Genomic DNA, 18,927 nt, shown 5'->3' with positions numbered 1-18,927 from the left:
AGTTGCTTAAGTGAGTAATGGATCACCGTCCCCTTCCTTCATATTTTTCATCATAGTTCCATTGTTAAAACTCAAATTTACAACCCACATTCCACACTGTGGAAATACCTCCCTAAAATGTTGCCAGAGTGTTTTACAATCGTTATTAATATCCATACGAGTACTTCTGACATTGCCTGCTTTCTGCCTAAACACAGGGTGATGGTTTTCGCTGTGCCGTAAGGACGAAACCGGATTACAACAACTCTTGATACAAGTAAGGGATAAACCATGGAGCCGATACCTCAATCGAATCAGATGTCCGCCGCAAGCGCAGCAAAGAAAAAGAAATCATTCGAGATGCCGCATATCTACGTTATCTTGTTTGTGTTCAGTGCCATTGCCGCAGTTCTCACCTATATAGTGCCTGCGGGCCAGTACGATCGCATACCCGGACCCAACGGACGAACCACCATAGACCCCAACTCATATCAGATGATCGAGTCCAATCCGGTCGGTGCGGTCGACTTCATGCTCGCCATTCCCAAAGGACTTATGGATGCGGGCACAGTAGTATTCTTCACCTTCATGATCGGCGGCATGTTCATGGTGCTGCGCCGCACCGGTATCATCGAGATCGGGGTCGACAAGCTGACCCGCCGCTTCGCAAATAACACCATAGTGATCATTCCGGTGTTGATGACCACCTTTGCTGTCATCGCCACCCTTATTGGTACCCAAGAGCTGGCTCTGGTCTATGTGCCGGTTATCCTGCCGTTGATGATTGCCCTTCGCTTCGACTCTATCACCGCCGCCGGTGTGGCCTTATGTGCCACCACCGCTGGCTTTACCACCGGCGTGCTCAACCCCATTAACACCGGTCTGGGTCAACAACTGGCTGATCTGCCCGTTTACTCGGGCATGCTGCTACGCGCCCTGGCTTTTGCAGTTATCTTGCTGATCGGTATCTTCTATGTCACCCGCTATGCGCTCAAGGTACGCAATAATCCTGCACTGAGCCTGATGGGCGATGATGCTAAAGAAAAGGAAAAGCGTGCCCGTTACCTGCACAGTGCCAGCGAGACGGCACTGACCGCCACGACACGTCAGAAGTGGGCCTCACTCGCTGCCTTCGGCTTCTTTGGTCTGCTGGTGTGGGGGGTAATGACCCGCGGCTGGTTCATGATGGAAATGGCTGGCCTGTTTATCATCATGGGTGTGGTGGTAGGTCTGATTGCCGGCCTTAAAACCGAAGATATCAGCGAAGGCTTCAACGAAGGTTTCCGAGACGTGCTGGTCGGTGCCATGATTTGCGGTATCGCCCGGGCAGTAGCCGTGATATTGGAAGAAGGCCAGATTATGGACACCCTGGTCTACGGCCTGGGTAACCTGGTCGGCGGCTTTCCGGCCATCCTTTCGGCCATCGGCATGTTTTTCGCTCAGCTGGGTTTCAACTTCGTGATTCCCTCGGGCAGCGGCCAGGCGCTGGTGACCATGCCCATTATGGCCCCGCTGTCGGATCTGGTCGGCGTTACTCGCCAGACCGCCGTGCTGGCTTACCAGCTCGGCGATGGGCTGGGCAATATCCTGTATCCCACTTCCGGTTACTTCATGGCGACCCTGGCTCTGGCTGGTGTGACCTGGAATAAATGGGTCAAGTTTTTCCTGCCTCTGTTCGCGGCATGGATCGCCATCGCCATGGGCTTCCTTGTCTTCGCACAAGCAACCCAATGGGTGGGCTGAAAACATAAACCCGCTTACATGCACCATAAGGCTTCCTGCGGGAAGCCTTATTTCTTTATTCCATGTCTACAACGGTCGCCAGTGACGTGATGGGCAACCGGGTTTTTATCGACCGGGCTCACGATTTAGCTAAACCGGACGAGAGGCTACTACACTTTTTGCTCGAAGCATCCCCCCCTTTCCACTATAATCACGCGCTTTAAATTTCCCGAGCTGCGGCCGGGCGGTTAAACCGAGCAAGAGGGTATGACTCAGGTGATCAAGACGCCGTACTATCTCATCGACAAAAGCAAGCTGCTGCGCAACATGGAGAAGATCGCCTATGTGCGCGAACACTCCGGCGCCAAGGCGCTGCTGGCTCTGAAATGTTTTGCCACCTGGTCGGTCTTCGATCTGATGAGCCAATACATGGACGGCACTACCTCGTCCTCCCTCAACGAAGTCAAACTCGGCAAACTCAAGTTTGGCGGTGAAACCCACGCCTACAGCGTGGCCTACGCCGATGACGAAATTGAGGAAGTGCTGGCCCACTCCGACAAGGTCATTTTCAACTCTGTCGGTCAGCTCGAGCGTTTCAGCGACGCCTCCGCCCGCCATGTGCGCGGCCTGCGCCTCAACCCCGGCGTATCCAGCTCGGAATTTCTGATTGCCGACCCTTCCCGTCCCTTCAGCCGTCTGGGTGAATGGGATGCGAACAAGGTCGCTACCGTCATCGACCGGATCTCCGGCTTCATGATTCACAACAACTGCGAGAACAGCGACTTTGCCCTGTTCGACCGCATGCTGTGCGAAATCGAAGACAAGTTCGGCAACCTGCTGGAACAGCCGCAAATCAACTGGGTCAGCCTGGGCGGCGGTATTCACTTTACCGGCGATGACTATCCGCTGGACCAGTTCTGCGCCCGCCTCAAGGCGTTTGCCGAGCGTTACGGGGTACAGGTGTTCCTCGAGCCCGGCGAAGCTTCCATCACCATGAGCACCTCGCTCGAGGTGACGGTGCTCGACACCCTCTATAACGGCAAGCAGCTGGCCATAGTGGACAGCTCCATCGAAGCGCACATGCTCGATCTGCTGATCTACCGCGAGTCGGCCAAAATGGCGCCCAACGAGGGTGAGCTAGAATACATGGTGTGCGGCAAGTCCTGCCTGGCCGGCGATATCTTCGGCGAATTCAAATTCGAGCGCGAGCTCAAGGTCGGTGACCGTCTGTCCTTTATCGACGCCGCCGGCTATACCATGGTCAAGAAAAACTGGTTCAATGGCGTCAAGATGCCCGCCATTGCCGTTCGTGAACTCGATGGTACCGTGACCACGGTCAAGGAGTTTACGTTCGACGACTTTGTGAACAGCCTCTCCTGAGGCATGGAGTAACCCCAACTAAGCCTTTCCAAGGAGGCTCCAGAGGAAGAAAATGAAGAAAAACGTTCTGATTATTGGTGCCGGTGGTGTATCCCAGGTTGTTGCCCACAAATGTGCGCAGCATAACGATGTTCTGGGTAACATCCATATCGCCTCGCGTACTGTCGAGAAATGTCAGCAAATCGTCGACAGCGTGCGGGAAAAGGGCAGCCTCAAGGTTGCCGGTGAATTGCAAGCCCACGCATTGGATGCGCTCGATATCGAAGCCACCAAGGCGTTGATTGACAAAACACAGTCGCAACTGGTGATCAATGTCGGATCGGCTTTCATCAATATGTCGGTGCTGCAGGCCTGTATCGAGACCGGTGCCGCCTATCTGGACACCGCGATTCACGAAGATCCGGCCAAGATCTGCGAAACGCCGCCCTGGTACGCCAACTACGAGTGGAAGCGCAAGCAGCTGTGTGCCGACAACGGCATTACCGCCATTCTGGGTGCCGGTTTCGATCCGGGTGTGGTCAACGCCTATGCGGCGGCGGCATTCAACGAGTACTTCGACAGCGTCGAGTCCATCGACATCATCGACATCAACGCCGGCAGCCACGGCCGCTACTTTGCCACCAACTTCGATCCTGAAATCAACTTCCGCGAGTTCACCGGCCGGGTCTGGTCCTGGCAGAACAGCGAGTGGGTGCAGAACCAGATGTTCGAAGTGAAGCGCACCGACGATCTGCCGGTGGTAGGCAGCCAGACCAGCTACATGACCGGTCACGATGAAGTGCACTCTTTGTCCCAGAACCTGGGCGTACCCAATGTGCGTTTCTGGATGGGCTTTGGCGAGCACTACATCAACGTGTTTACCGTGCTGAAGAATCTGGGCCTGCTGTCCGAGCAACCGGTGAAAACCGCCGAGGGCCTGGACGTGGTACCGCTGAAGGTGGTCAAGGCCGTGCTGCCCGATCCCTCTTCACTGGCCCCGGACTACACCGGCAAGACCTGCATCGGCGATGTGGTCAAGGGCAAGAAAGACGGCAAGGACAAGGAAGTGTTCATCTACAACGTGGCCGATCACGCCGACGCCTATGCCGAAGTGGGCAGCCAGGGCATTTCCTACACCGCCGGTGTACCGCCGGTGGCCGCCGCCATCCTGATCGCCACCGGCGAGTGGGACGTGAAGAAGATGGCCAACGTGGAAGAACTGCCCCACCGCCCCTTCATCAACCTGCTCAACGAAATGGGTCTGCCGACCCGCATCAAGGACGAACAGGGCGATCGCCCGCTGAGCTTATAAGCCCAGCCGCCTGATGAGCAAAAGGCCAGTCCACCGGACTGGCCTTTTTTGTTGGCTATGCGAAGTAACAGCGCGGTTGCGCTCCGCCGACACGCTTCAAGCCCATCCATGGGTCGCTCGGCACATACCATCCATGGCATGTGACGGTCTGCTCCGGCAATCCCCACTGCTCCTTCGTGAAGCATCGGTGTCGCTTGCCTGTTCCTGTCGTAGGTTGCGAATGAGCGTAGCGAATTCCAACACGAAGCCGGCTGCGGAATGTTGGGATTCGCTGCGCTCATCGCCAACCTACACACTCTATCGGCTTACCGCTTATGGCTGGTGCTGGGTACCTTGCCGCCGATAGCATGAGTGACTTCCCGGGCCGCATCCATCACCAGGGTGCTGAGCTGAGGCAAGCGCTCGCGCTTCACTCGTACCGCCGGGCCGGAAATGGAGATGGCGGCCACCGCTTCACCGTATTCGTTATAGATATTGGCGGCGATGCAGCGCAGGCCCTCGAACTGCTCTTCATCATCCAGCGAATAACCCTGTTGATGAATGCGGCCCAGCTCCTGCTCGAACTGCTCATAACGGGTAATGGTATGCTCGGTAAAGGCAGTCATCTCGGTTTGCCGGATCAGCGCCATCGCTTCTTTCGACGGTATCACCGACAGCAGCGCCTTGCCCACGCCGGAGGCGTGCAGCGGCGAGCTGCTACCCAATGACACCACCATGCGCATGGTCTGGGGGGACTCTACCTGCCCCACATAAACGACCCTGTCCTGCTCCAGTATCGCCAGATTGGAGGTTTCGCCGGTTTCGGCCACCAGCCGCTTCATGAAGGGCCGGGACTGGGCAATCACATCACGCTTCTTGAGGTAGGCGTTGCCGATGGAAAAGGCATTAACGCCTATGCTCCACAGACCCTGGGTTTCATCCACATCGACAAAGTCGTGACTACGCAGGCTGTTGAGCAGGCGATGGGCGGTAGAGGGCGCCAATCCCAGGCTGGCGGCCACTTCGGTCAGCGACATGCCCATGTCGGACGCCGCCAGGCGTTCAAGCAGCAACAGGGCACGAGAAAGGGACTGCACCTGAGTGGCGCCGCCCGACTTGGTGGTTTTCGGTTTTTTATGTTTTATTTCTTCGGCCATGAATAAACCATGATCTACAGATACTTGACTGCCATTGTATGGTTATTCGGCCGCCAAGTCCTGTTTGTGTTTGAAGGCGGTGGAAGCGAGAGGTGCCGAACTCGGCAGAAGATGGTGAGGAGCAGGATTGGTGCCTGGCCCCGTTGTTGATGATTCGCGGACGAAAAAAAACCAGCCTGATGGCTGGTTTTTTAAATTGGTCGGCGTTGCAGGATTCGAACCTGCGAAAACACACTCTCTGGTCCGCTTATTCCCAAGACACGAGATGCGCTACCAAGCTGCGCTAAGATACTTCGTGAATTTCAGACAGAAAAAAGCCAGCTACAAGAGCTGGCTTTTTAAATTGGTCGGCGTTGCAGGATTCGAACCTGCGACCCTCTGGTCCCAAACCAGATGCGCTACCAAGCTGCGCTAAACGCCGAAGTCTTACTTTTCAACTCTGTGCATTGTACTTATTTTAAGAACAATTACAACCTATTGAAGCAGTGGTGCGAAGGGGGGGACTTGAACCCCCACATCCATAGGACACTAACACCTGAAGCTAGCGCGTCTACCAATTCCGCCACCCTCGCATTTTCTACTGCTTCCAGACCGTGGCCTGAAACTGGGGTGACCGACGGGGCTCGAACCCGCGACAACCGGAATCACAATCCGGGACTCTACCAACTGAGCTACGGTCACCATTTTCAATACTTCGTCCAATACCAGATGGCGCGCCCGACAGGATTCGAACCTGTGACCTCTGCCTCCGGAGGGCAGCGCTCTATCCAGCTGAGCTACGGGCGCTCTACATTCGGACGACGCGAATACTAAGACCCACCCTCTTTCTTGTCCAGCACTTTTTCACAATAAGCCACCGAATGGTGCTTTTGTCGGCAGTGTGCTGTTTTTTTTAGCTAGGCTGACCTTATGCGCCCCGGTGGGCGATTGACTTATAGATGAAAAGACCTAGAATTCACGAAATGAATGAACGTTCATTCATTAGTCATCTCATACTGAAAGAGCCGTCGCCTCATGCCAGACAAACGTGAACGTATTTTAGCTGCGGCAGAAACCCTGATTGCTCACTGTGGCTTCCAGGGCATGTCGATGCAACTGGTAGCCAAACAGGCTAACGTCGCTACCGGTACCATCTATCGTTATTTTGCCGATAAAGAAACCCTGCTGCGCTGTGTGCATGAAGAACGACTGCTCGAGGTGTCGGCCACCATTCTGCACAACGTCAACACCACCGAACCGAGCCATGCTCAGTTTCGGCAGCTGTGGCTCAACACCCTGCACTACCTGCAGGCCAATCCGGACAGTCTCTGTTACCGCATCCAGTATGAAGCTTCTCCCCTGTTTGACAGGGAAGAGGAGCGTCAGATGAGCGATCGTTACTTCAAACCGGTTTTCGAATTTTTTGAACATGGCCGCGATGCCGGGTTATTTCGGGATATGCCAGCCGAGCTGCTTGGCTTTCTGGCACTCGAAAACCTGATGCTGCTGTCGCAGAAATGCACCAAGGGCTGTATCGAGCTCGATGATTATCTTTATCAGCAGCTGCTCGATGCCAGCTGGAATGCCATTCTTAAACGTTAATCAATAACAAATTTGCGGGAGTAACCTGATGAAAAAATGGACACTGTCCATGTTATTGCTGGTGGTTGTCATTTTCGGCAGCGTCATCGGCTTTAATCTGTTCAAGCAAAAAATGATGGGGGAGTACTTCGCCAACATGCCGGTACCCAGCTTTCCGGTCACGGTAGCTGAAGTCAGCCCCACCGACTGGACCCCTCGTATTGCCGCCATCGGTTTTATCGAACCGATTCAGGGCATCAATGTCAGTAACGAGGCGGCGGGCATAGTGCGCGTCATTCACTTCGAGTCCGGCCAGCAGGTCAGCACCGGCGATATTTTGCTGGAACTGGACGCCGATGTGGAAAAAGCCAACCTGCGCAGTACCCAGGGGCGCCTGCCCGCGGTGAAGGCCAACCTGGAACGGATGCGCCAGCTGTTTGCCCGCGGCTCCGTCTCCAAGGGTCAGCTGGATGAAGCTGAGGCCAACTATCGGGAACTGCAGGGTCAGGTTGACTCCCTCAAGGCGGTCATAGCACGGCGCACCATTCGCGCGCCGTTCGACGGCGTCATGGGCATCCGCAATGCCTTTCTGGGGCAGTATCTGAATGCCGGTACCGATATTGCCCGGCTGGAAGACATCAGCCAGTTCCGTATTCGTTTTACCATTCCCCAGACTCGCATCGCCGACATTGCCGTGGGTCAGGCGCTGAATATCTTCGTCGATGCCTACCCGGAGACGCCGTTCGAAGGCGAAATCACCGCCATCGAACCCCAGGTTAATCCGGAGTCGGGCGTGGTGCAGGTACAGGCCAGCATTCCCAATAAAGAGGGCAAACTGCGCTCCGGCATGTTTGCCAAGCTGGATGTACGGCTGCCCACACTGAAAGATCAGCTCCTGGTACCCCAGCACGCCATCAACTTTACCCTCTACGGCCAGACCGTCTATGTAGTGGAAGAACAGCAGGCCGAAGGTAACGACGCGGGTGAAACCGTGCAGGTCGCCCGGCAACGGGTGGTGGAAGTCGCCGAACGGGAAGCCGAATTTGCCCGCGTGACCAAGGGCCTGATGCCCGGCGAGACCATAGTGACCTCGGGTCAGGTGCGCCTGTCCAACGGCAGCCATGTGAAGCCGGTAGAAGACGATGCGCTGGCCACGCCTGAATCAGCCCCCCAGCTGTAAGCGGAGAATTCGATGCGTTTTACCGATATCTTTATCAAACGGCCGGTACTGGCCATCTCGATCAGCCTGCTGATCGTGCTGCTGGGGCTGCAGGCCCTGCAGAAAATGCAGGTGCGTGAATACCCCGAGATGACCAACACCGTCATCACCGTCAGCACCGGCTATTTCGGCGCCAGCGCCGATCTGATCCAGGGCTTTATTACCCAGCCGCTGGAACAGGCTATCGCCCAGGCCGATAACATCGATTTCATGAGCTCCAGCAGCAGCAACGGCAGCTCCAAGATCACGGTGCAGATGAAGCTGAACACCGACTCCAACGCCGCGCTGTCGGACATACTGGCACGGGTCAACTCGGTGCGTTCCCAGCTGCCACGGGAGTCGGAAGACCCCAGCCTGGAGATGACCACGGGGGCCTCCACCTCTATCATGTACATCTCCTTCAGCAGTGAAGAGCTGAACGCGCCCCAGATCAACGACTATCTGGAGCGGGTGATACGACCCCAGTTCTATTCGGTGGACGGGGTGGCCAAGATCAACCTGTTCGGTGGTGCCAAGTTTGCGCTGCGCATCTGGCTGGATCCGCTGCGCATGGCGGCCCATCAGCTGACCGCCCCCGAGGTGCTGTCGGTGCTGCAGGCCAACAACTTCCAGGCCGCCGCCGGCCAGGCCACCGGCTATTTCATGCTGTACAACAGCGACATCAACACCCAGATCGAGAATGCCGAAGAGCTCGAGACGCTGGTGGTCGCCACCCGTGACGACGCCGTGGTAAGACTGCGCGATATCGCCCAGGTATCGCTGGAAAAAAGCCACGACGTGGTACGGGCCCTGGCCGACGGCGAGTCGGCGGTGATTATCGGGGTGGATCCGACCCCGTCCGCCAATCCGCTGAGCGTGGCGGACAATGTGCGTGAGATGCTGCCCAGCCTCGAACGCAACATGCCCGACACCATCAAGATGAAACTGCTGTACGACGCCACCGACGCCATCAACGAGTCCATCAGTGAGGTGATCAAGACCATACTCGAAGCCTCGCTGATCGTTATCATCGTCATCACCCTGTTCCTCGGCTCGCTGCGGGCGGTGCTGATCCCCATCATCACGATTCCGCTGTCGCTGATCGGGGTGGCCATTCTGATGAACTTTTTCGGCTTCAGCATCAACTTGATGACGCTGCTGGCCATGGTGCTGGCCATCGGACTGGTGGTGGATGACGCCATCGTGGTGGTGGAAAACGTCGACCGGCATATCAAGGCCGGCGAGTCACCCTACCGGGCCGCCATTATCGGTACCCGGGAAATTGCCGTGCCGGTCATTACCATGACCATCACCCTGGCGGCGGTCTATGCACCCATCGCGCTGATGAGCGGCATTACCGGCTCCCTGTTCAAGGAATTCGCCCTGACCCTGGCCGGGGCTGTGTTCATCTCCGGCATAGTGGCACTGACCCTGTCGCCGATGATGTGCTCCAAGTTGCTCAAACCGCACACCAACCCCAACCGCTTCGAGCGCGGGGTGGAAAACACCCTGGACAAGCTTACCGCCGGCTATGCCCGCATGCTGGATGCGGTGCTGGCCAGGCGCCCGGTGGTGATTGCCTTCGCGGTACTGGTGTTCGGCTCCATGCCGGTGTTGTTCAGCTTTATTCCCAGCGAGCTGGCACCGAGTGAAGACAAGGGCGCCTTCCTGATGATGGCCAAGGCGCCCAACTCGGCCAACCTCGATTACATCGAGAACAACATGCGCAAGGCGGTGGAAGTGCTCAACAAGGAAGACGGCCTCGCCACTTCCCTGACCATTGCCGGCGTGCCCAATGCCAACCAGGGTCTGGCCGTGGCCGTACTCAAACCCTGGAGCCAGCGCGACAGCCAGAAAACGGTGATCGAGCGGGTTACACCGCCGCTGCAGGCCATTCCGGCGGTCGCCATCAGTGCCTTCGGCTTTCCCGAGCTGCCCGGTGCTTCCAGCGGTCTGCCGGTACAGTATGTGCTGACCACCCCCAACAGCTTTGAAAGTCTCTATGATGTGGCCGCCGAGGCGCTGGGCAAGGTCAGCCAGAGCCCGCTGTTCGTTTACAGCGAGCTGGATCTGGCGTTTGATTCGGGCACCATGAACATCAAGGTCAACCGGGACAAGGCCGGCGCCTATGGCGTCACCATGCAGGACATCGCCATGACCCTGTCGACCATGATGAGTGACGGCTATGTCAACCGGGTGGATCTGGACGGTCGCAGCTACGAGGTGATCCCTCAGGTCATCCGTTCAAACCGGCTCAATCCGGACTCCATCAAGGACTACTATGTGCGCGCCCACAACGGTGACATGGTGCCGCTGGCCAACCTGGTGTCCATCACCATGGAAGCCCAGCCTCGCTCCCTGCCCCACTACAATCAGCTGAACTCGGCCACCATTGGTGCCGTACTGACGCCGGGTGTGTCGATGGGCGATGCCATCGGCTTTCTGGAGCAGAGCGTAAGCGCCGAGTTGCCCAACGGCTACAACCATGACTACCTGGGTGCCGCTCGCCAGTTCGTCACCGAGGGTAACGCCCTGTACATGACCTTTCTGCTGGCGCTGTTCATCATCTTCCTGGTGCTGGCATCCCAGTTCGAGAGCGTGCGCGATCCGCTGGTAATCATGGTCTCGGTGCCGCTGGCCATTTCCGGCGCCCTGATTGCGCTGGCCTGGGGGCTGGCAACCATGAACATCTATACCCAGGTGGGGTTGATCACCCTGGTCGGCATCATCACCAAGCACGGCATTCTGATGTGTGAGGTGGCCAAGGAAGAACAGTTGCACCGGGGGCTGAACCGTACCGACGCCATTCGGGTGGCCGCCCGCATTCGTCTGCGCGCCATTCTGATGACCACCGCCGCCATGGTTGCCGGTTTGATCCCGCTGCTGTTTGCGGTGGGTGCCGGTGCCGTTTCCCGCTTCGGCATGGGTATCGTCATCGTCTCGGGCCTGAGCATAGGTACCCTGTTTACCCTGTTCGTGCTGCCGGTGATCTACACCTTCATCGCATCGCATCACAAGCCATTGCCGGAGTTTGATGAAGACCAGGCGCCCAAGGCACTGGGTAATCATTAATCCCGTTTCGGAGTAATGGAATGAACCGAAGGGCTGCCTCAGGCAGCCCTTTTTCTTTGTTTAGCTACCCGGGGAGACAAGAGGCGGCAAAGAGAAAAAAGGGGCTCGCGCCGATCTGCTCCCTCCCCTTTGCCTCCGCGTGTCGGTCAACATCGACACCCCCTCCCAACCTCCCCCTGGCGAAAATCCGCCGTTATGTCTGTTAGTCCGCGGTCAAGGGGAGGAGCAGATCGGCGTTGCCAGCAGACACCTCCATCCATCAACTCCGAGTCATGAAAGAGACTGCAGGGTTCGGCGCCATCGACCGTCACATGCCAGGGATGGCATGTGCGAGCTTACAGGGAGGTACTTGTAGCGTGTCGGAGGCGACGAGCCTGCTGCCTCTTTGACTGCGATGACACAAGCCTTGGATCCTGTTCGGGATCTCGCCATTCTTTCTTTATTACGCTCGCCATTGGATAGTAAGCTGACCTTTTCACACCAAAGGGAACCGTCATGTTGCTGTGGATACTGTTGCTGGGGCTGGCCATCGGTCTGGTATTGCTGCTGGTCAACCAGGGCCGGACTCAGGGCGAGCTCGACGATCGATTACAGGCGCTGGAAACAGAAAACCGGCAACTGCGCGAGCGGGTCCGAATTCTGGAGGAACTCACACTGGAGGAAGAAAAGCGCCGTCCCTTCGATGAACTGAAATAGCCGGACCGGCACACCCCTTGCTCCCTGCCCTCAGGCTTCCTACACTGGCCTATTCTCTGCACGGGTTAACTATAACAATGAAAGATCAAAAGAAAGCCTATCTGTTCGGGCTGGGTGCCGTGGCCTGCTGGTCTACCGTGGCCACCGCCTTCAAGCTGTCGCTCGGTTACTTTTCTCCGGCTCAGCTGTTGCTGGTGGCCACCGCCAGTTCCTTGTTGCTGCTGCTCGGCATACTGGCGTGGCAGGGCAAGCTGACCTATCTGGCGCGCTATTTTCGCGCCCGCCCCGGCTATTATCTGCTGCTCGGGCTGATCAATCCGGCGCTCTATTATCTGGTGCTGTTTCAGGCCTACAACCGGCTGCCCGCCCAGCAGGCGCAAACACTCAACTACACCTGGGCCATCACCCTGACCCTGCTGGCGGTGCCCTTTCTCGGCCAGAAGATTCGCAAGCAGGACTGGATAGCCATAGTGCTCGGCTATCTGGGCGCCATGGTGATCGCCACCAAAGGCGACCTGCTCAGCCTCAACTTCGAAGATCCGCTGGGGGTCGCACTGGCGCTGTTTTCCACCCTGCTCTGGGCCGGCTACTGGATTTTAAGCGCCCGCAACCAGGACGATCCCCTGGTAGCGCTGACCCTGAGCTTTGTGCTGGCGCTGCCGATCATCGTGCTGGCCACGGCGTTATGGTCCGACTTCAACCTCACCGCCTGGCAGGGCTGGGTCGGTGCCATTTATGTAGGCATGTTCGAGATGGGCTTCGCCTTCGTGATGTGGCTGCTGGCCATGCGCTATGCGGAAAACACCGCCCGCATCTCCAACCTGATTTTCATTTCGCCCTTCGCCTCGCTGTTGCTGCTGCGTTTTCTGGTGGGCGAAGAAATCTACCCCGCCACCCTGGTGGGACTGTCGATGATAGTGGTGGCGCTGCTGATCCAACAACTGAAGAGCAAATCCAAACGGCGCCGGCAACAGGGGGCCGAAACAGGCTGATCCCGAACTCAAGGCCCGGTTTGCCAACCGAATCAAGGCAGAGTAGAGTGACTTCATCGCAAACCGCATACGATTTCAGATAAGCCGGACGCCTTGTAAACCCCTGACCCGTTTGGTGGTCGAAACGCTTCGTCCCCGTATCCCAAAAGGGGAATTCGGCGCCGGTGCCCCCTGCGTCAGGACACCCTGGCCCAGGAGCTGAACGTCAGCCGGGTACCGGCCCGTCAGGCGCTGATACAACCGCTTACTTCTCGCTAAGGAGACACCATGCCCCATGCTTCTCGCCTCAACGCCGTGCGCAACAGCATGACACAGCAGGGCCTGCATGCCTTTATCGTGCCCCACGACGACGAGCACCTGGGCGAATATATTCCCCCTTGTGCCGAGCGGCTGGACTGGATCAGCGGCTTCAACGGCTCCGCCGGCGCCGCCGTGGTGCTGGCCGACAAGGCGGCGGTGTTTGTGGATGGTCGTTATACGGTGCAGGTGCGTCATCAATGCAATCCGGCGCTGTTTGAATATCATCACCTGATTAGCGAACCTTACCTGGACTGGCTGCTCGCCGAGCTGGCCCCGGGCAGCCGGGTGGGCTTCGATCCCCGTTTGCACAGTCATCACTGGCATCAGCAGGCCCAGACCCGACTGGCCGCCCACGACATCACCCTGGTGCCGGTAACGGACAACCTGATCGATCTGCACTGGCACGACCGACCTGAGCCTGCCAGCCACCCCGCCTTGTTGCTCAGCCAGGAATACAGCGGTCAGCACAGCGAAGCCAAGCGCAGCCGCATCGCCGACACCCTGGCCGCCGGCCAGATAGACGCCCAACTGCTGACCCAGGCCGAGCCCATCAACTGGCTGCTGAATATTCGCGGCCGGGACATCGACTGTTTGCCGGTGGTGCTGAGCTTTGCCCTGTTGCACCAGAACGGCGCCGTACAGCTGTTTGCCGATACGACCAAATTCGAGGATCTGGATCTGGCCGGCCACTGCGGCCAGGACGTGACCCTGGCGCCGGTCAGCGAGCTGGAAGCCGCGCTGAAGACGCTGGGCAAACAAGGCGCCCGGGTACAACTGGACCCGCACACCGCCAACGCCTGGAGCGCCCTGGTGCTGAGCCGGGCCGGTGCCGAGCTGGTGCCGGCCGACGATCCCAGCATGCTGCCCAAGGCCTGCAAGAACCCGGTAGAAGTGAACGGCAGCCGCGCCGCCCACCTGCGCGATGGCGCCGCCGTCAGCCGTTTTCTGGCCTGGCTGGATCACCGGCTTCAGCAACCGAATCCCGAACAGGAAGACGAAGGCACCCTCGCCGACCGGCTGGCGGCCTTTCGTCGGCAAAACCCCGAGTTTGTAGAGCCGAGCTTCAACACCATCTCGGCGCTGGGCCCCAATGCCGCCATGTGTCATTACCACCACGACAACGGCACCCCGCGCGCCCTGGGGCAAGATGCCATCTACCTGGTGGACTCCGGCGGTCAGTACCTGGACGGCACCACCGACATCACCCGCACCGTCGCCGTGGGCACGCCCACCGACGAGATGCGCAAACTGTTTACCCTGGTGCTGCGCGGCCATATCGACCTGGCCTGCGCCCGCTTTCCTGCCGGTACCGGCGGCCTGCAGCTGGACGCCCTGGCCCGCATGCCGCTGTGGCAACAGGGCTATAACTTCGACCACGGCACCGGCCACGGCGTGGGCCACTACCTCAGCGTGCACGAAGGGCCGCAGCGCATTTCGCCCAAGGGCAGCACGGTACCGCTGACCACCGGCATGATCGTCTCCAACGAGCCCGGTTATTATCGCGAAGACGGTTTTGGCATTCGCTGCGAAAACCTGCAGGTGGTGCAGCCCGCCGACACCGGCGGCGACATTCCGGTGTTCGAGCTCGAAACCCTGACTCTGGTGCCCTTCGATACCCGGCTGCTCGATGTGAACTGGCTCGAAGCCAAACATGTGCAGTGGCTGAACCACTACCACAAGACGGTATGGGAGCGAATCAGCCCGCAACTCGCCGGCGATGATCTGGCCTGGCTGGAGCAAGCCACCCGCCCCTTGTAGGATGAACGGCGGGGACTCGAGATTGGGGCGCTTCCCTAATCCCCAATCCCTAATCCCCGCACTAATTTGCTGCCTTTCCCCTAAATTCGGTAAACTGCTCCGAATCTTGTCGTGCGAAACTGATCTTGCACCGCAGTCTTATTAACCGGGTCCATCTATGCCACTAGCCAACGATTATCGCGCCTTGCTGGAACGACTGCCTACGCTGGCGGTCCATGCCGACCAGGTGCAGACACTGCACTCCGCTCGCAACTTCAAGCAGCGGTTGCTGGAACTGATCGCTACCGCCCATACCCGCATCTATCTGGCGGCACTCTATCTGCAGGATGACGAGGCCGGCCGTGAAATTCTGACCGCCCTCCATGAGGCCAAGCAGGCTCGCCCCGCGCTGGATATTCGCCTGTTCGTCGACTTTCACCGGGCCCAGCGAGGTCTGATTGGCCACCAGGGCCAGGGTGGGAATCACCGGATGTATCAGGAGTTTGCCGCCCGTTATGCCGACCCCATCGCCATTTACGGGGTGCCGGTCAAAGGTCGTGAAATCCTGGGCGTGCTGCATCTCAAAGGCTTCGTGTTCGACGATACCCTGCTGTATTCCGGCGCCAGCCTCAACGATATTTATCTGCATCAACAGGATCGCTATCGCTTCGACCGTTATCACCAGTTTACCGATGCCCGGCTGGCGGACACCATGGTCGATTACATGAACCGGTTGTTTACCGATAACCCGGCGGTGCCCTTGCTGACGGCAGAACCCATTCCCAACGCCCGCCAGCTGCGCCATGCCATTCGCCAGTTCAAACCACAGATGAAGCGCACCCGCTACGAATTCACGTCCATGCCCCCCGGGGCGGGCCAGGTAGCCGTGACCCCCCTGGCGGGCCTGGGCAAGCTCGGCAACCGCCTCAACCGGGCGATTCGTAACCTGCTGCGCAGCCCGCGGGAAAAGCTGTTTATCTGCACCCCCTACTTCAACCTGCCCAAGCCCCTGGCCAAGGACATTCGCGGCCTGCTGAAAAAAGGGATCGAAGTGACCCTGGTGATCGGCGACAAGACCGCCAACGACTTTTATATTCCACCGGATCAGCCGTTTCGCACCATCGGCGGCCTGCCTTATCTGTACGAAACCAATTTGCGCCGTTTTGCCCGCGCCCATCAGACCTATATCTATCAGGGCAAGCTCAACATCATGCTCTGGCATCACGACCGCAACTCCTATCATCTCAAGGGGTTGTTCGTGGATGATGATCTGGCGATGATTACCGGCAATAATCTCAACCCCCGCGCCTGGGGGCTGGATCTGGAAAACGGCCTGCTGCTGCAGGATCCGCAGCGGCTGTTACAGGCCGAGTTCGAGGCAGAAAAAGCCAATATCCTCAAACATTGCCAACGCCTGGCGCACTTCACGGAAATCGAGGAACTGGCGGATTATCCCGCCCCGGTACAGAGACTGCTGAAGCGGGTTCAACGTACCCGCGCCAATGTGCTGCTCAAGCGGCTGCTGTAACATTCGGGAGTAGGGACTGGGGACTGGCCAGTCCCCTTTTAATCCCGGCTTTGCTATTCTCTGTATATATTTACAGGGTGGGGCCGTTATGAATCTGGACAAGATGTCCCTCAGTCAGCTCAAGGGCGTGGGCGACAAGATGTTGGAAAAACTGCACCGGCTGGGTCTGGAAACGGTGCAGGATCTGCTGTTTCACCTGCCGCTGCGCTACGAAGACCGCACTCGGGTCTGCCCCATCGCCGGGCTGATGCCCGGCATGCATGTGGCCGTGATCGGCGAAATCGTCGACAACAACATCAGTTACGGCCGCAAACGCATGCTGGTTTGCCGCATGCGTGACCACAGCGGTACCCTGACCCTGCGCTTCTTCAACTTTGCCGCCGCCCAGAAAAACCACCTCACCGCCGGTACCCGGCTGCGCGCCTTCGGCGAAATCAGGCCCGGCCATCACGGCCTGGAGATTATCCATCCGGAATACAGCCTGCAGCAGGACGAGCAGCCGGTGGCCGCCGAAGCCAACCTGACCCCGGTGTACGGCACCACCGAAGGGCTGCGCCAGATAAGCCTGCGCCAGCTCACCGATCAGGCATTGGCGCTGCTGGATCAGCAACCGTTGCAGGAATGGCTGCCCGAGGGCCTCTATCACCACCAGCTGGGCCTCAACGATGCCCTGCGCCTGCTGCACCGGCCACCCGCCACCGTGGCCCTGTTCGAGCTGGAGCAAGGCACACACCCGGCCCAGCAACGACTGGTAATGGAAGAGCTGCTGGCCCACAACCTGTCGGTGCTCAAGGTACGAGAGCAGAGCCAGTCTCATCGGGCCCGGGGCTTGTCTTATCCCCGCCGGCTGATTGACGACTTTCTGGCCCGGCTGCCCTTCTCGCCCACCGGTGCCCAGCAGCGCGTGGTGGCCGAAATCGGCGAAGATCTGCAGAAAGACGTCCCCATGATGCGGCTGGTACAGGGCGACGTCGGCTCCGGCAAAACCCTGGTGGCGGCGCTGGCGGCACTGCAGGTGATCGGTAATCAGGGCCAGGTGGCCTTGATGGCCCCCACCGAGCTGCTGGCCGAGCAGCATGCCAACAACTTCGCCGCCTGGCTGGCGCCACTCGGCATTCAGGTTGGCTGGCTGGCGGGCAAGATCAAGGGCAAGGCCCGGGCCGAGCAGCTGGAACGGCTGGCCAATGGCGAGCTGGGCATGATCGTCGGCACCCATGCGCTGTTTCAGGAACAGGTGCAATTCAACGCCCTGGAGCTGGTGATCATCGATGAACAACACCGCTTTGGTGTGCATCAGCGGCTGGCTCTGCGTGAAAAAGGCAGCCAGGGCGAATTTTACCCGCACCAGCTGATCATGACCGCCACCCCCATTCCCCGCACCCTGGCGATGACCGCCTATGCGGATCTGGACACCTCCATCATCGACGAACTACCGCCGGGGCGCACCCCGGTGACCACGGTCGCCATGCCCGACACCCGTCGCGACGACATCGTCGCCCGGGTGCGGGAGGTGTGTCGGGAGCAGGGTCGCCAGGCCTACTGGGTCTGCACCCTGATCGACGAGTCCGAGGTACTGGAATGCCAGGCGGCGGAAGATGCCGCCGCCGAGCTGACCGCGCAACTGCCGGAGCTGAAGGTCGGCCTGGTACACGGTCGCATGAAGGCGGCAGAAAAACAGGCGGTCATGGCCGACTTCAAGGACGGCCAGCTGGATCTGCTGGTCGCCACCACCGTGATTGAAGTGGGGGTCGACGTGCCCAATGCCTCCTTGATGATCATCGAAAACCCGGAACGCCTCGGCCTGGCCCAGCTGCATCAGCTGCGCGGCCGGGTCGGCCGGGGCGCCGTGGCCTCCCACTGTGTGCTGCTTTATCACGCCCCGCTGACCAAGACCGCCGGCCAGCGGCTGGGGGTGCTGCGCGATACCAACGACGGCTTCATCATCGCCCAGAAGGATCTGGAAATTCGCGGCCCGGGCGAGCTGCTCGGCACTCGTCAGACCGGTCTGGCGGACCTTAAAATTGCCGATCTGGTACGCGATCAGGCCTTGTTGCCCGAGGTACAGCGGCTGGCCCGCTATCTGGCCGACCGCCACCCGACGGTGGTAGAGCCGCTGATCCGGCGCTGGCTGGGGCAAAGGGATCACTACGGAAAGGTTTGAAAATGTGAGGCGTAATGAGTAGGGAGTAATGCCAACTCCATTAAGTATCTGATCATATTGAGGCTTACGGTACCAGAGGCAACACAGCCGCCTCCCTCGACACGCCACTGGTAAATGACACTCACAGTTGCAGCCTATTGCGAACATTCACTGGATGCTCGGTTAGGCTGCAACC

The 18,927-nt window shown here is 58.7% G+C and carries 12 protein-coding genes, 4 tRNA genes and 1 pseudogene; 12 read left to right on the top strand and 5 right to left on the bottom strand.

Annotation, left to right across the window (positions count from 1 at the left end; all coding sequences use genetic code 11):
• Positions 1-339: 339 nt before the first annotated feature.
• The 3 genes from ABD827_RS08425 to ABD827_RS08415 all read left to right on the top strand — a co-directional run bounded on the left by ABD827_RS08425 (position 340) and on the right by ABD827_RS08415 (position 4,372).
• Positions 340-1,722 (top strand): YfcC family protein, encoded by a 1,383-nt coding sequence (locus ABD827_RS08425; RefSeq protein WP_344964043.1) that lies wholly within the window; start codon positions 340-342, stop codon positions 1,720-1,722.
• Positions 1,723-1,968: 246 nt separating this feature from the next.
• Complete coding sequence (locus tag ABD827_RS08420; protein ID WP_344964041.1) at positions 1,969-3,081, top strand: carboxynorspermidine decarboxylase; 1,113 nt, start codon at positions 1,969-1,971, stop codon at positions 3,079-3,081.
• Positions 3,082-3,133: 52 nt separating this feature from the next.
• Entirely contained in the window at positions 3,134-4,372 is a 1,239-nt protein-coding gene (locus ABD827_RS08415) for a saccharopine dehydrogenase family protein (protein ID WP_344964039.1), read from the top strand.
• A gap of 305 nt (positions 4,373-4,677) precedes the next feature.
• Here the strand turns inward: ABD827_RS08415 and ABD827_RS08410 are convergent, their stop codons facing one another.
• The 5 genes from ABD827_RS08410 to ABD827_RS08390 form a co-directional block, all read right to left on the bottom strand.
• Positions 4,678-5,508: an IclR family transcriptional regulator gene (locus ABD827_RS08410; protein WP_344964037.1), complete on the bottom strand. Its 831-nt coding sequence runs from the start codon at positions 5,506-5,508 to the stop codon at positions 4,678-4,680.
• A gap of 344 nt (positions 5,509-5,852) precedes the next feature.
• Positions 5,853-5,929 (bottom strand) — tRNA-Pro (locus tag ABD827_RS08405).
• 65 nt (positions 5,930-5,994) lie between these two features.
• A tRNA-Leu gene (locus ABD827_RS08400) sits at positions 5,995-6,080 on the bottom strand.
• A 33-nt stretch (positions 6,081-6,113) separates the two neighbouring features.
• Positions 6,114-6,189: transfer RNA gene (locus tag ABD827_RS08395), tRNA-His, on the bottom strand.
• Between the two features lie 28 nt (positions 6,190-6,217).
• Positions 6,218-6,294 (bottom strand) — tRNA-Arg (locus ABD827_RS08390).
• A gap of 228 nt (positions 6,295-6,522) precedes the next feature.
• On the opposite strand from ABD827_RS08390, the gene ABD827_RS08385 reads away from it, so the two are divergent.
• The 9 genes and pseudogenes from ABD827_RS08385 to recG all read left to right on the top strand — a co-directional run bounded on the left by ABD827_RS08385 (position 6,523) and on the right by recG (position 18,752).
• Complete coding sequence (locus tag ABD827_RS08385; RefSeq protein WP_344964035.1) at positions 6,523-7,089, top strand: TetR/AcrR family transcriptional regulator; 567 nt, start codon at positions 6,523-6,525, stop codon at positions 7,087-7,089.
• A 28-nt stretch (positions 7,090-7,117) separates the two neighbouring features.
• Entirely contained in the window at positions 7,118-8,248 is a 1,131-nt protein-coding gene (locus ABD827_RS08380) for an efflux RND transporter periplasmic adaptor subunit (RefSeq protein ID WP_344964033.1), read from the top strand.
• A gap of 12 nt (positions 8,249-8,260) precedes the next feature.
• A complete protein-coding gene (locus tag ABD827_RS08375) occupies positions 8,261-11,338 on the top strand; it encodes a multidrug efflux RND transporter permease subunit (RefSeq protein WP_344964031.1) in 3,078 nt (1,025 codons plus the stop codon).
• 495 nt (positions 11,339-11,833) lie between these two features.
• The gene (locus tag ABD827_RS08370; RefSeq protein WP_344964028.1) at positions 11,834-12,034 is read left to right on the top strand and encodes a hypothetical protein; all 201 of its coding nucleotides are present in this window, start codon (positions 11,834-11,836) and stop codon (positions 12,032-12,034) included.
• A gap of 77 nt (positions 12,035-12,111) precedes the next feature.
• Positions 12,112-13,026: a DMT family transporter gene (locus ABD827_RS08365; protein WP_344964026.1), complete on the top strand. Its 915-nt coding sequence runs from the start codon at positions 12,112-12,114 to the stop codon at positions 13,024-13,026.
• A 79-nt stretch (positions 13,027-13,105) separates the two neighbouring features.
• Positions 13,106-13,266: pseudogene (locus ABD827_RS08360) on the top strand (GntR family transcriptional regulator); the annotation flags it as partial.
• Between the two features lie 27 nt (positions 13,267-13,293).
• Entirely contained in the window at positions 13,294-15,084 is a 1,791-nt protein-coding gene (locus ABD827_RS08355) for an aminopeptidase P family protein (RefSeq protein WP_344964024.1), read from the top strand.
• A gap of 157 nt (positions 15,085-15,241) precedes the next feature.
• Positions 15,242-16,591 (top strand): CDP-diacylglycerol--serine O-phosphatidyltransferase, encoded by a 1,350-nt coding sequence (gene pssA, locus ABD827_RS08350; RefSeq protein ID WP_344964023.1) that lies wholly within the window; start codon positions 15,242-15,244, stop codon positions 16,589-16,591.
• A gap of 88 nt (positions 16,592-16,679) precedes the next feature.
• Positions 16,680-18,752 carry an ATP-dependent DNA helicase RecG gene (gene recG, locus ABD827_RS08345; RefSeq protein ID WP_344964021.1) on the top strand — a complete coding sequence of 691 codons (2,073 nt, stop codon included), beginning with the start codon at positions 16,680-16,682 and terminating at the stop codon, positions 18,750-18,752.
• Positions 18,753-18,927: the final 175 nt, after the last annotated feature.

This window comes from Oceanisphaera sediminis (assembly GCF_039539745.1).
Classification (GTDB): Bacteria; Pseudomonadota; Gammaproteobacteria; order Enterobacterales; family Aeromonadaceae; genus Oceanimonas; species Oceanimonas sediminis.
Note: the sequence above shows the minus strand (reverse complement) of the source record. Positions and strands in the feature narration are given on the sequence as shown.

Coding starts and splice junctions, on each gene's coding strand:
- ABD827_RS08355 (WP_344964024.1), top strand. CDS start 13,294: ATGCCCCATGCTTCTCGCCTCAACGCCGTGCGCAACAGCATGACACAG.
- ABD827_RS08415 (WP_344964039.1), top strand. CDS start 3,134: ATGAAGAAAAACGTTCTGATTATTGGTGCCGGTGGTGTATCCCAGGTT.
- ABD827_RS08365 (WP_344964026.1), top strand. CDS start 12,112: ATGAAAGATCAAAAGAAAGCCTATCTGTTCGGGCTGGGTGCCGTGGCC.
- ABD827_RS08385 (WP_344964035.1), top strand. CDS start 6,523: ATGCCAGACAAACGTGAACGTATTTTAGCTGCGGCAGAAACCCTGATT.
- ABD827_RS08410 (WP_344964037.1), bottom strand. CDS start 5,508: ATGGCCGAAGAAATAAAACATAAAAAACCGAAAACCACCAAGTCGGGC.
- ABD827_RS08425 (WP_344964043.1), top strand. CDS start 340: ATGCCGCATATCTACGTTATCTTGTTTGTGTTCAGTGCCATTGCCGCA.
- recG (WP_344964021.1), top strand. CDS start 16,680: ATGAATCTGGACAAGATGTCCCTCAGTCAGCTCAAGGGCGTGGGCGAC.
- ABD827_RS08420 (WP_344964041.1), top strand. CDS start 1,969: ATGACTCAGGTGATCAAGACGCCGTACTATCTCATCGACAAAAGCAAG.
- ABD827_RS08370 (WP_344964028.1), top strand. CDS start 11,834: ATGTTGCTGTGGATACTGTTGCTGGGGCTGGCCATCGGTCTGGTATTG.
- ABD827_RS08380 (WP_344964033.1), top strand. CDS start 7,118: ATGAAAAAATGGACACTGTCCATGTTATTGCTGGTGGTTGTCATTTTC.
- pssA (WP_344964023.1), top strand. CDS start 15,242: ATGCCACTAGCCAACGATTATCGCGCCTTGCTGGAACGACTGCCTACG.
- ABD827_RS08375 (WP_344964031.1), top strand. CDS start 8,261: ATGCGTTTTACCGATATCTTTATCAAACGGCCGGTACTGGCCATCTCG.